This window comes from Profundicola chukchiensis, assembly GCF_029664245.1.
Lineage (GTDB): Bacteria > Bacteroidota > Bacteroidia > Flavobacteriales > Weeksellaceae > Profundicola > Profundicola chukchiensis.
Genome location: NZ_JANAIE010000002.1, coordinates 377,156 through 390,069 on the forward strand (window position 1 = coordinate 377,156; position 12,914 = coordinate 390,069).

General features: G+C 34.1%; 11 protein-coding genes and 2 tRNA genes. 6 read left to right on the forward strand and 7 right to left on the reverse strand.

Annotated features, from left to right (window positions below; genetic code table 11):
* The first annotated feature begins 48 nt into the window (after positions 1-48).
* From NLM59_RS03965 to NLM59_RS03975, 3 genes are all read left to right on the forward strand, one after another.
* Positions 49-1,302, forward strand: a complete 1,254-nt coding sequence (locus NLM59_RS03965; protein WP_304416445.1) for a CinA family nicotinamide mononucleotide deamidase-related protein — start codon at positions 49-51, stop codon at positions 1,300-1,302.
* 500 nt (positions 1,303-1,802) lie between these two features.
* The gene (locus NLM59_RS03970) at positions 1,803-2,456 is read left to right on the forward strand and encodes a hypothetical protein (RefSeq protein ID WP_304416446.1); all 654 of its coding nucleotides are present in this window, start codon (positions 1,803-1,805) and stop codon (positions 2,454-2,456) included.
* Between the two features lie 183 nt (positions 2,457-2,639).
* The gene (locus NLM59_RS03975) at positions 2,640-3,197 is read left to right on the forward strand and encodes a thioredoxin family protein (protein WP_304416447.1); all 558 of its coding nucleotides are present in this window, start codon (positions 2,640-2,642) and stop codon (positions 3,195-3,197) included.
* 12 nt (positions 3,198-3,209) lie between these two features.
* Here NLM59_RS03975 and rimM read toward each other — a convergent pair whose 3' ends face one another.
* Together rimM and NLM59_RS03985 are read right to left on the reverse strand one after the other, a co-directional pair.
* The gene (gene rimM / locus NLM59_RS03980; protein ID WP_304416448.1) at positions 3,210-3,725 is read right to left on the reverse strand and encodes a ribosome maturation factor RimM; all 516 of its coding nucleotides are present in this window, start codon (positions 3,723-3,725) and stop codon (positions 3,210-3,212) included.
* A gap of 3 nt (positions 3,726-3,728) precedes the next feature.
* Positions 3,729-4,283 carry a 30S ribosomal protein S16 gene (locus NLM59_RS03985; protein ID WP_304416449.1) on the reverse strand — a complete coding sequence of 185 codons (555 nt, stop codon included), beginning with the start codon at positions 4,281-4,283 and terminating at the stop codon, positions 3,729-3,731.
* Positions 4,284-4,361: 78 nt separating this feature from the next.
* On the opposite strand from NLM59_RS03985, the gene NLM59_RS03990 reads away from it, so the two are divergent.
* Complete coding sequence (locus NLM59_RS03990) at positions 4,362-5,003, forward strand: HD domain-containing protein (protein ID WP_304416450.1); 642 nt, start codon at positions 4,362-4,364, stop codon at positions 5,001-5,003.
* A 53-nt stretch (positions 5,004-5,056) separates the two neighbouring features.
* Positions 5,057-6,367 (forward strand): DUF2254 domain-containing protein, encoded by a 1,311-nt coding sequence (locus tag NLM59_RS03995; RefSeq protein ID WP_304416451.1) that lies wholly within the window; start codon positions 5,057-5,059, stop codon positions 6,365-6,367.
* A 67-nt stretch (positions 6,368-6,434) separates the two neighbouring features.
* Here the strand turns inward: NLM59_RS03995 and NLM59_RS04000 are convergent, their stop codons facing one another.
* From NLM59_RS04000 to NLM59_RS04020, 5 genes are all read right to left on the reverse strand, one after another.
* Positions 6,435-8,171, reverse strand: a complete 1,737-nt coding sequence (locus NLM59_RS04000; RefSeq protein WP_304416452.1) for a TonB-dependent receptor — start codon at positions 8,169-8,171, stop codon at positions 6,435-6,437.
* A gap of 72 nt (positions 8,172-8,243) precedes the next feature.
* The gene (locus tag NLM59_RS04005; RefSeq protein WP_304416453.1) at positions 8,244-11,213 is read right to left on the reverse strand and encodes a tetratricopeptide repeat protein; all 2,970 of its coding nucleotides are present in this window, start codon (positions 11,211-11,213) and stop codon (positions 8,244-8,246) included.
* Between the two features lie 203 nt (positions 11,214-11,416).
* Positions 11,417-11,488 (reverse strand) — tRNA-Glu (locus NLM59_RS04010).
* Between the two features lie 24 nt (positions 11,489-11,512).
* The gene (gene rpsT / locus NLM59_RS04015) at positions 11,513-11,767 is read right to left on the reverse strand and encodes a 30S ribosomal protein S20 (RefSeq protein ID WP_304416454.1); all 255 of its coding nucleotides are present in this window, start codon (positions 11,765-11,767) and stop codon (positions 11,513-11,515) included.
* Positions 11,768-11,789: 22 nt separating this feature from the next.
* Positions 11,790-11,861: transfer RNA gene (locus NLM59_RS04020), tRNA-Glu, on the reverse strand.
* A gap of 298 nt (positions 11,862-12,159) precedes the next feature.
* Between NLM59_RS04020 and NLM59_RS04025 the strand changes: the two genes are divergently transcribed.
* Positions 12,160-12,849, forward strand: coding sequence for a C40 family peptidase (locus tag NLM59_RS04025; RefSeq protein WP_304416455.1), 690 nt, complete (start codon positions 12,160-12,162; stop codon positions 12,847-12,849).
* Positions 12,850-12,914: the final 65 nt, after the last annotated feature.

The following is a 12,914-nucleotide window of genomic DNA, read 5'->3' on the forward strand; positions in this document are numbered from 1 at the left end:
AGAAACTTTTTGTTTTTAAATCTCATAAGATAGACGTAAATTAGAAGTATGAAGAAAAACACAACAGCTCATGTAATTATCATCGGTGATGAGATTTTATATGGTCATACGATGGATACGAATTCCCACTTTTTAGCAAAGGAATTTAGTAACATTAGTATTGATTTAATTCAGATTTCGGCGATACAAGATAAAAGAGAAGATATAAAAGATGAAATCCACAGCTCTAAAGCGGATATCATCTTAACTACAGGTGGATTGGGGCCCACACGAGATGACAGAACCAAATATGTTTTGTCTGAAATATTAAACCAGCCATTAGAAATGCATTCTCAGGCATTGCGATGGACGGAAGAGTATTTTAAGAATACGCTAAAACGCCCCATGAACGCCCTCAACAAGAATCAAGCATTGGTTCCCGTTGGCACTATTCCTATTAGAAATAAGGTAGGGACCGCGCCAGGCTTATGGGCTGAATATGGCCGAAAATTGCTAATAAGTCTTCCGGGAGTTCCCTTTGAGATGAAATATCTAATGAAAAATGAGATTCTCCCTCGTCTACTGAAAAAATATGAGCCAACTTTTATTGAGCATGAGTTTGTTCAAACCTTGAACATTCCAGAAAGTGAATTAGCTGAAGTCCTTCGTAATTTCGAACAACAGCTTCCAGAAAATATTACGCTGGCTTATTTACCGAGAGGAAATAAGATTAAACTTAGATTGACTGGTAAAGGCGATGTTCAAAATAAATTACAAGAACAATTATCTGAATACGCTGAACTCTTAATTTCTGCAATTCCAGAGGAAAACTTTTTAAGCCAAGATGCTTTAACGGTAGAAAGAAAAGTAGGTGAACTTTTATTGCAAAATAATAAGACGATTTCAACTGCAGAGAGCTTTACATCCGGTAAAATTGCAGCTGCTCTAACAAGCATTAGTGGTAGTTCGCAATATTTTAAAGGTGGATTTATTGCCTATTCTCCCGAACTGAAGGAACGCCTTCTGAATGTCTCTCCAGAGCTTATGAAGGATAAAGGCGTTGCCAATGCCGATGTTGCCTTAGAAATGGCTAGAGGAGCTCGAGAAACGACAAAATGTGATATTGGGATTAGTTCAACAGGTGTTGCAGGACCGTCTAATGACCAATTTGGGATAGAACCTGGAGTTGCCTTTGTTGCTATCAGCAGTAAAGAGAAAGAGCGTGTTTTTGAGTTTAATTTTCCGCATTTAGAGAGAAAAGATTTCACATTAAAAATGACTGAAGCAGCACTGCAAAAGCTTTATATTTTCCTTAGAAATTAAACTAAAATTGATGTTAAGCGTTTAACAACTTAAACAACGACAAAAGCGCACAATTACTTAGATAATTGTGCGCTTTTTTATTATCTCCTTTCAATCTATACAGCATAAAATAAAAATTTACTATTGTAAACTTTTCCAGTTCAGTTTACCTTGAACCATAACCTACCTATTTACACCATCAATACAAGGATTACAGAATCTCGCAAAAGCAGAACGCTTAGTTTAACTCTGATATATATATAGCTATATAGCCTTCATACTACCCAACTATGATAACTATCATTCAACCCAAAGTCCTATAACTAACAAATATCATTACTTAAATAACTGTATTTCAGTAATTTTGAAATAGATAAAACAAAGGTTTATCTCCATTCAATAAACAAACAGAGTTTTATTGAAGTGCTTTGAAATCCTAAAATAAGAAAATGTAAATTTTACTTATATAAATTTTAATTTAAAGAAAAACTAATAAAACCTAATTTTTAAATTTAATTACTATGAGAAAAAAAATTGCACTTTTGTTTTTAGTAGGGTTAACACTAGGAAGTGTAAACGCACAAGTAGGAGTAGACACTGAAACTCCAACAGAGATGCTTGACGTAAACGGTAAACTGAGAGTTCGTAGCTTACCTAAGAAAGGGGAAAGCATTAATACACTACCAGATGGTACCGAAGGAACCAATACTTTTAAATCCACTGGGATGGTAGTTGCCAATGACCAAGGAGTATTAGGCGTTGCTCCTTCTAGCTACGGAATCGCAAGCGTGTGTATTAATTCAGACCAGGGTACAAGCCCACAAACATCATCAATCATCGAGCTTGATGGCATTTCTATCAGATATAGCATTAATGATAACTGGTCAAATCCTGCCTTAGCACGAATACAAGGCACAACGGACACCCCTAGACAAGTGAGTATGACACTGCCTATTGGAGGCGCTGGATTTAACGGAAGACAATTCGTAGACCTAACCACAGGCTCTTGGGAACGTCTTGCTGCATTGAATTACGACACGGAAGAAGCTGGAACAGGACTAGTAATAGATCATACCAACAATAGAATGTACAGATACTCCGCATATGGCTGGAAAGAAAAAATTAACAGCCCGGGTAGCTTCTGTCATGCCTTAGAAAGAATTGGAGAATTGTAAAATCCTAAAATTAAATTAGCAACAATGCCTTTTGAATGATTCAAAAGGCATTGTTTAATTAAAGATTTTATTCAGAAAATTACAAATAATATTTATACCACACAGTTAATCTAAAGAAACTGAAATAAGGACAGCATTGATAATTGGATTACTTATTGCTGTAATACCTAAAAATCAATTACCATGGCTGATACTTATTCTAACATGTTGCCACTTGGCACAAAAGCACCGAACTTCGATTTAATGGATGCTAAAGAAAATAGATCCTTTAGTTTGTCAGATGTAAATTCCGACAAGGGTTTACTTATAATTTTTGGATGTAACCACTGTCCTTTTGTCTTGCATGTAATGCCTAAATTAAATGAAGTCGTAGGCGAATTTCATGAAAAAGGAATTAGTTCATTTATGATCAACTCAAATGATCCAAAAATTAAACCTGAAGACTCATTTGAAAAAATGGGTGAGTTTGTAGATAAATACAACCTTAATATGCCTTATCTATATGATGAGACTCAAGAAGTAGCTAAAGCTTATGATGCTGCCTGCACGCCAGATATCTTTTTGTTCGATAAAGATCTTAAATTAGTTTATAGAGGCCAATTCGATGATTCTAGACCAGGCAAAGGTGAAGCAACCGGTGATGACCTTAGAGCTGCATTGGAAGCACTAGTATCAGGGAATCCGATTTCTGAAGCTCAGAAACCGAGTATAGGTTGTAATATAAAATGGAGAGAAGCTTAAAATTAGCTTCGTTTAGAAAATATCTAATAAACCATCCGGTAGGCTTACTGTGATGGTATTTTTATTGTGATCTACTGAAACTATAAATTCATCAATAACAGGAATTAGGATTTCCTTTCCATCAGGTGAATTAACTTCAAATAAATCTTGTGCTGTAGTATCTCTTACATTGACGATTTCTCCAACAACAACGCCTTCTTCTGTTAGCATTGAGTAGTTTTTGACCTCGTGATAATAGAATTGATCCTCGTCTAAAGGTGGCAATGTTTCGAGAGGTAGATAAATACTTCTACCAATTAGGGTTTCTGGATCTTCGAAATCTTCAATAATAATTCGAAGGTGATTCCCTTTGTGAAGTTTAGCTTTTTTCAAAAAAAATGGAACCAATAATCCATTCTTTTCAATGAATATTGATTCCAAGTTTTTGTATGCATTAGGCTCGTCTGTATCTAAGTGTACATTTAGTTCACCTTTATAGCCATGAGCTTTGGTGATTGTTCCAAGAAAGTAACAATCTTCTAGTTGCATTTATTAATCTTCTTTACCTTCTTCTGAAGCTTCTTGAGCTACGTCGTCGATAGATTGTGCACCTTCTTCAGCTTCTGTAGCAGCTTCTGCTTCTGCAGCAACTTCTTCCTCAGCAGCTTCAGCAGCTTTTCTAGCTTCAGCAACTTTTCTTTCAGCCTCTAATTGAGCAGCTTTTTCTTCTTGTTGCTTTTTAGTTAAGCCTTCTTTCTTAGCTTCGATTTTGCTTTCTTTGCTTTCTAACCAAGCATTGAAACGCTTTTCAGCTTCTGCTTCGTCAAAAGCACCTTTAGCTACACCACCCATTAGGTGTCTTTTTAACATCGCACCTTTATAAGACAAGATGTTACGAGCTGTATTGGTAGGTTGAGCTCCTTTATTTAACCATTCAACTGCTTTATCGATGTCTAAATCAATGATAGCAGGATTTGTAATTGGATTGTAAGTACCTAATTTATCGATAAACTTACCATCTCTTTTTACTCTTGAGTCAGCTACAACAATGTGGTAAAATGGTCTACCTTTTCTACCGTGTCTCTGTAATCTAATTTTTACAGCCATAATTTTTCTTTAATTTTGAGGATCTCTGTCCTCGATTAATGTTATAAATTTTTCGTGTGCAAATATAGAGCATTTATTATGAATCAAAAAGAAATATTAAACAAAATAAAAGCAAGTGTTTTTAATTTATTAAAAAACGAAGGAACAGGACACGATTACTTTCATATTGAACGAGTTGTAAACAATACAAAAAAGATAATTTCACATGAAAGTTGTGATCATTTCCATGCAATTCTACTAGCTTATTTGCACGATGTTGGTGATTATAAATTACATAATGGCGTAGACAAAACTGCAGAAATTGTTGATCAAATACTTTCTCCCATCATTCAAGATAAGGAATATATAAAAAAAGTTATAGATGACATACAGCTCATTGGTTTTAAAGGTGGACTCAATCAAAAGCCAAAAAAAATAGAAATTCAGATTGTACAAGATGCCGATAGACTAGATGCTATTGGAGCTATTGGCATTGCTAGAACCTTTGCATATGGTGGTAGAAAAGAGAGGTTATTATATGATCCTAATTTTAAACCCGAAAACTTCAAAAGCGTAGAAGATTATAAAAACTCGAAAGCGCCTACAATTCAGCATTTCTATGATAAATTATTAAAACTTAAAGATTTAATGAACACAAAAACAGGAAAGGAAATGGCCGACGAGCGTCATCGTTTTATGGAAGTATATCTAGAGCAGTTTTATAACGAATGGAATGCCTAACTTTAATTTTATCATTAAATTGAAACTTTCTAGCCAAAACTAAAACAAGTTATATGTATAAAACTGCATTTTTAAAATTAAAAAATCTATTAAAAGAAATTGGTAGCAATATCGTTTTCATTCCAGCGGTAGGTGGATTCTTTGGTTCTGTACTTGCGGTTATCATGTACTTTATGGAAGACTTTGGGATTTCATCGTTTTTAATTGAAAGACTTCCCTATTTAGTTATAAACAATTACGACACTGCTTCTACCCTATTAAGTACTTTTTCTGCCGGGGTATTATCTATTTTAGTGTTTAGTTTTTCCATGGTAATGCTTTTGCTGAACCAAGCCGGAACAAATTTCTCTCCTAGAGTTTTACCAGGATTAATTTCTGTAAAACGACATCAATATATAATTGGACTTTTTCTAGGATCTATTCTATACAATACCATTGTTTTAGTTGGCCTACGTCCTACCACAGATAAATATCAACTTCCTGGATTTTCTGTGCTTTTAGGCATCGCAATTACCACTTTCTGCTTATTTGCTTTTATTTATTTTATTGATTCAATTTCAAGTTCTATTCAGGTTCAGAATATTATTTCTAAAATATTTGGACAAGTAAAGGATCGCATGGCCTACATAAAAGAAGACGAAGGGAATTATAATGATGAATTGAATGTCACAGAAAGTTGGACTTGGATTCAAGCTAATGATTCAGGGTATCTACAGGGAATATTAGATCAAGACTTATTAGAATTTGCCCAAGAAAATAAAGTTGAAATTTCAATTGATAGAATTGAAGGAGCGTTTATAATGGAGGGTGAAAATCTAGTAAGAATAAGTAAGGAACTTAATGATGAACAAGTAGAAATGCTTCTCAATTGTTTGATTATTAACAGAAAAGGTGAAGATATTGACCAGAATTATCTTTATGGATTTAAGCAAATTACTGAAATTGGTGTTAGAGCTATGTCGCCTGGTGTGAACGATCCTGCAACGGCAATCACCACGATTGAATATTTAACTGAACTTTTTGCCTTTAAAATGACTATGAATGAAGGGTTTCGTTATTTAAAAGATGATAAAGAGCAAGTTTGGGTTCAATTAAGAAGCGTGACATTAAAGGAGCTTTTATATCAAATTATGGTGAGTTATAGAACCTACTGCAAACACGATATGAGTTGTGTTCAGAAACTTCTAATTATGCTATTGAAATTGAAATCTCTGCCTTATGCGACTGAAGAGCAGCGTAAAACTATTGATGCAGAAATTGACTTGTTAAATTTTGATGTTAAAGAAAATATTAAAAACCCTACAGACTTAGCTTTTTATAAATCTATACAAGAAAACTCTCATCAACCATTTATTCAACAGTAAGGTATAGATAAAGAAAAATCCCTTTGCAATTGAATTACAAAGGGATTTTTAATTTTTATAATTATTCTTAGAATTTAAACATCACACCACCCATGGCCGTTACGCCTTGTACAGGGTAATCAAGAAACCTGTCATAATTCTTATTCAAAGCATTTTGGATTTCGATAAACGCTGCCCAACGATCTAAAATTAAATACGTTGCATTTAAGTTTAAATCAATATGTGGTTTAATTTCATAAACTGGCAATTCCGAAGGAGCGAAAGTCATCGATCCATGTTCTGTAGCTTTCACTTGGTCAACATAGAAAAGATCTCCACCTAGAATCAAACGATCATCTAACATTTTATAGTCAGCAGAGATAGTTGCTTTAATAGCTGATTCTCCCCAAGCCTCTTCGAAATTATCTAAAGAATACCCTTGAAACATCAATTGACCGCCTAAATTTAAATTAGCAACTCCTAAATAATTCACATTAGCTTCTATCGCGGTTCTTTTACCGTCGTCATATATAGTAGAAAAGGAATTACCTTGTTTATAAGGCTCTCCAAAACTCAAATAGCGAGAGAAAAATGGCATGTTTTCTAAATCTTGATATTTAGCAGACGCATCATATTTAAAATCAGCTCCAATATCACCTCTTACTCCAACATAAACTTCCATTTTATTGATAGTAGATCTTAAGTCTTGATTTGGTAATAGATATGGGTTTTTATTATACATAGCCTGATATCTATTTTGTTTAACTCCACCTAGAATACCACCATATAAACCAAACTCTGGAACTGCTGTAACGAATACTTCAGCCATTGGAAACACATGAAACTCACTAATATCTGCCTCATATTCTGAGTTATACTGTAAGTTAGCTCCTACTTTTAAGTTTAAAATATCACCACCAAAATGCAACATTGGAGCAATTCCCAAAGTCATTTGAGTGAATTTATTATCAGCAATTTGCTCGAACTTTGTATTCGCAAAGTTTAAATTAACGTCAGCTGATGCACCTAATTCTAAATCGCCCAAGTAGGTAAGTTCAGTTAAGTTCTCTCTTCCGAGGCTTGCTAAAACATCAAAGTTTGTTTCATTGGCATCATATTTATCTCCAAAGAAACCAGCTTTTAAGCTTACTTTATCTAAAAATGCATGATTGAATGCATCATATTTTGCGCTAGTATATACATTTGTATATCGTTGAGAAACGTCATCTAAGCCTGCATTTTCAATTTCTTGCTGTGTCAATGAAGTTCCATAGTAATTTAATTTATGCATTCCTCCACCCAAGCGAACATCAGCCTGTGCATTCTCAAAATTCATTTTAAAGAACCCTTCAGCCGCCATTTTAGAGTTTTGGGTATCTAGCTCAACATCGGGAATACTACCATTAGTTGATAGATATTCTAAAGATGCTCCCACACTTTTATCATCATCTAACTCATATTCGGCATAGCCATCCAAGATTAAACTTGCTCGGTTACCGTATCCCAATCTAATGTAATTATTATATGGATTTTGGTCATTTACCGGCAACTCTTCAGCGCCAATAGTGGAAGTCTCAAAGTCTGATTCAGCTTCAACGTCTTTTAATGCATATTCTACATACATTTTATCGGTTGCCACACTATCAATTTGTGGGGTTTGTTTAATTTTTTCAGCAGCTTCTACTTTAGGCTCATAATTTCTTTGAACCGTAACTGATTGTTGCTCAAAATCCTCATCTCGATTTACAGTTGTTTCGCCTTGCTGAATTTGAGCAAAAGCAATCGATCCAAATAAGAGGCTTATATATGTTATGTGTTTTTTCATTGTATAAATTTGAAATCTATATATTTTGGTTTAATCGACCTTTAACGGTCAAAGACTTAGCTTTAAAAATATTTATCTTTTAATTTTCTTTTTTAAGCTAGTAGCCTCCTCTATCACATCTGGATAATCCTGATAATTTTCAATCACAGCATCCAAGGTTGCATTGGCTTGATAGATATCTTTAAGATTGTAATAGTTATCCGCCATTACCACCAAAGCCTTACTTCCCCAATATTGTTGCTCTGAATATCTTGATGCCAAACCAAATACAACTTCGTTTGAATCTGAATATTTTTTGTCTTTGTTTAAGAACCAAGCTTTGTAGTATAAAGCCTCTGCCTTAACTGCACTAGAAGCTGCTTTTTCTAATTTAGCATAAGCGTCTCTCGCTTGATTTTTCTTGTTAGAATTAAATAAACTTCTTGCTAAAGTCAATTCTGCTTCTTGTAAAACGGCTGTTTCGTTCTTAGCATTTGCCAAAACCATGTTCGCCATATCTACAGCCTTAGAATGCTGACCTTTTGCACTGTATAAACGCATTAAGTGAATTTCGGTAAATGTTTTATAAGCTGGATTGCTAGTGATTTTATTCAAGTTTTCTAAAGCAAGAAGTGCTTCAGTTTCTTGTTTCTCTTGAATATAAATCTGAGATAATCTCAACAAAGCATCCTCTTGGAACTCATTATTAGATCCCGCTACAAATAATAGAGATTCTTGTGCTGCACTATAATTTTCGGTTAAGTAATAACTCTCACCTAAACTATAATGTGCTGCATTAGCATAAGCAGATTTTGGATATTTACTTAAGAATGACTTTAATTGCGCAATCGCATCGTGATATTTTTTATCATCAAAAGTCTTTTTAGCAGATTGATAAGCTAAATTTTCTAATTCAGATTGATCGATAGCATAATAACCTAAGCTATTTGCCCAACGCTCGAATTCACTTAAATTATTTTCTTCAATATAGATGCGTTTTGCATTATCCACAGCTTGAAGCGCCAATTGAGTTCTAGGGTAATCCTCAGCCACCGACTTGAACTCACCCAAAGCTTGACTGTTCTTCTCCTCGTTGTAATAAACCAAACCTTTGCGCAGTTTAGCTCTTGCCACCATTTCGGTCTTACCATGTCTAATCAATGCATCTAATTGATTCATTGCTTTGGTATTATCTCCTTTTCTTAGGTAAGCCTCTGCCAATTCCAAACGAGCATTCTCGAAATACTTAGAGGTTTGATAGTCTTTAATAAAATTTTCTAAAGCGACAATCTTCTCATCATTTTGACCTAAGATTCCTAAAACAACAGCGCTATTAAAGGCTGCTTCATCAGATAAATTTGATTTTTGCTCGGCGATTTCTTGGTATAAACCTAAAGCTTTAGCTGTCTCTTTGCTACCAATATAAGCATCGGCTAAACGTAATTTGGCATCTGCTTTAAACTCTCCCGGAGGATTTGTGGCAATATATGTTTCAAAAGCATCAGCTGAGTTTTTATACTGTCTTAATTTTAAATAAGTATAACCCAATTGATACTCTAACTCTTTTGTTTCAGGCACTTTATGACCTAAAGTTTTAAATGCTTTGAAATTAGTTAGTGCCCTATCAAACTTATCTTGACGATAGTTTGCCTCACCTTGCCAAAATAATGCTCTTGCTTTGAATTCCACTTTTGAATTAGAAGCTGCTGCCATAGCAAAATAAGGTTCTGCCGGTGCAACTTTTCCTTCTTTCATCAATTCAGTTCCGTATAAAAATGCCGCTTGTTGCTCGGCTGCACTTTGATGAGAAGTTTTGGATTTAACTTTAGCTAAAACATCTAATGCATTCTTATAGTTACCAGAACTAATAAATGCATCTACCAAATATTCATTGATTTCTGAGTTGTATTTAGAACGCGGATACTTTTCGGTAAAAGCTTGTAGAACTTGAGGAGTTCCAACAAAAGGGTTACCGATTTCATAACTCAATTTTGCATAGTTGTAAGCAGCATCCTCTTGAACTTCTTTATTAAAGTCCATTTCTGATGCCGACTTAAAGGCAGTTAATGCTTCTCGCTGCATTTCACTTTGCAAATAAGCATTACCTAATTGATAATAAGCAGTTTGAGCTAAAGGATTCTTTTCTCCAGTAATTTTATTAAATAATGAAATTGCAGTAGGATAATCATTCTTTTGGTAATATGCATATCCTAATTGGTAATAATCTGCATTCGTTTTTTCACCTGTATAGGCTTCTAGATAAGGAATTGCCTCATCATATTTTTTAAGTTTAAAGTAACTTTCTCCAACAATTTTAGAAACTTCAGATTGGATAAATTTATCTCGATTCTGATTTAATAAAGTTTGCCCATCCGCAATGGCTTGGTCATATTGTTCATTATTGAATTCAATCTGAACCATGTAAGGCAATACTTTGGTTTCATATTTTGGATTGCGATTACGTAACTCATCAAAATAGGTAAAGGCTTTGTCAAAATCTTTATCAGCGTAGTATATATGTCCAACATAATAACTCGCCTCGTCTTGATATTTACCCGATCTTGTAAGTGGTTCTAATTGACGCAAACCTTCGCGTTTATTACCTTTCATTACACTTACATAACCCAATTTGAATTGATATTCCATACGCTTACGCTCTGGCAAGTCGTTTAGATTACCCATTCTCAGATATTGATAAGCTTTGTCGTAATCCCCATTTCTAAGATAAAAACTTCCTAACTCCCACGAACCTTCTCGTACGTAGATGCTTTTAGGATAATTATCTTGAAACGCCAGGAAACGCTCTTCTGCACCGCGCTCATTATTAATCAAAGCCACCAATGAGGCATAAAATTCAGAAGCTTCTTCAGTATGCCTTGGCACATCTTGGTTATCAAGAACCTTTTCGAATTTATCTTGAGCTGCTTTATAGGTTTCAGTTAGATAAAGGTATTTAGCCTTCCTGAAATCTTTGTCTTGATCAAAATTTATATGGGTAGTTTGTGCATAAGTCCACATAGAAGCGGAAGCCAGCACACTAAGTAATATCGATTTTTTTCGCATAGGAAAAATTTAAGTAATAAAAATATCAACTTCTATGCTAACGTTGTGCCAATGCGTTTAATTGTATCAACAACTTACTAAAGTTGAGTTAAATCATATAGGACTCACACTACAGTTATGCATAAATTAGGATCTCGTTTTTAAGTTATAACAGAAAAACAAAGACCAAAAAAAATGTCATCTTTAATAAAAGATGACATTCGTAGCCCATAGGAGAATCGAACTCCTGTTTCCAGGATGAAAACCTGGCGTCCTGACCACTAGACGAATGGGCCAAAAGAAAGTAATTAATTACTTCTTTATGATAATGAATTAACGTGTTTCGTTAATTTACTTTTTAAGTTACTAGCTTTCTTCTTGTGGATAATGTTGCGTTTAGCTAACTTATCGATAAGAGAAGAAACTTTTGGTAAACGATCTACCGCTACTGTTTTATCAGTCTCCTCACGCAATTGTGTAATTGCAGTACGAGCAGATTTGTGGTAGTATCTGTTTCTCAAGCGTCTTACTTGAGATTGTCTAATTCTTTTTAAGGCTGACTTATGATTTGCCATAGTCTAATAATTTTCTTTTTAGTAGCCCATAGGAGAATCGAACTCCTGTTTCCAGGATGAAAACCTGGCGTCCTAACCACTAGACGAATGGGCCATTTATTTTTCAAATGGTGTGCAAATTTAAATCAATATTTCTAATTCACAAATATTATTCGAAAAAAATTCACTTTTTTCTCAATTTATTTTTTGCACTAAAAATTAAAGCTCTGAAATCCACCTTTATAAGTGTATTAAATACACACCTAAAATCTTGCATTAAAATCACAGAAATGCCTTAAAATTTTGGTAAATATATTTTTTTCGTGTTAAAGTGTTGCTAAATAAACATAATAAGTTTGGCTGATACCTTTATAAACTTAAATTCGCAGCTAGTTAGAAAGTTAGAAATAAGTATGAAGTTTATTATCACCCTACTATTTGTAGGCCTATTTTTAGGTTCTTGTAGTACTCAGAGTTATTTAACACAACAAAATTACAACGTTCAAAACAACAAATCAGGATTGGTGGCAGCCAAAACGGCCTTAGAAAGACCCATGATTACCCCTGATGAGTTGAGAGAAGAAATTTTCACAAACCATGCCAAAACGGCCGAAGAATTAGAGAAAAATATTTTTGTATCTAGTTTAGAAAGTTCTTTCAGTAATATACTAACTGAAGCTAAATCATTTTTAGGGACTCCTTATAGATATGGAGGGACTACAAGAAACGGAATCGATTGTTCTGCATTTATGCAACAAATCTATGAAGTAGAAGGTATTGAATTACCAAGAGTATCTTCTCGCCAAGCTAAAGTTGGACTTCCTGTTAACAAAAGTGATTTACAAAAAGGAGATTTGATTTTCTTTTCTACTACATCTAAATATAGAATTACTCATGTAGCCATGGTGATGGAAGTAAAAGAAAACGAAATTAAATTTATCCACTCAGGATCATCAAAAGGAGTTTCGGTTGAATCTTTAAACCACCCTTACTGGAGCGCTCGTTATAGAACAGCTCGTAGACCAGAGAAGTTTGCACAACCAATGATGGTTAAAATGTCTGAACTAGATAGCGTTCAAGAAATTGCTACTAGATACCCATAAAACATAAAATATCTGTTTTTCTAGATTTAGAAAAACATTTTAAAGCTTCACATTTAAGACTTAAT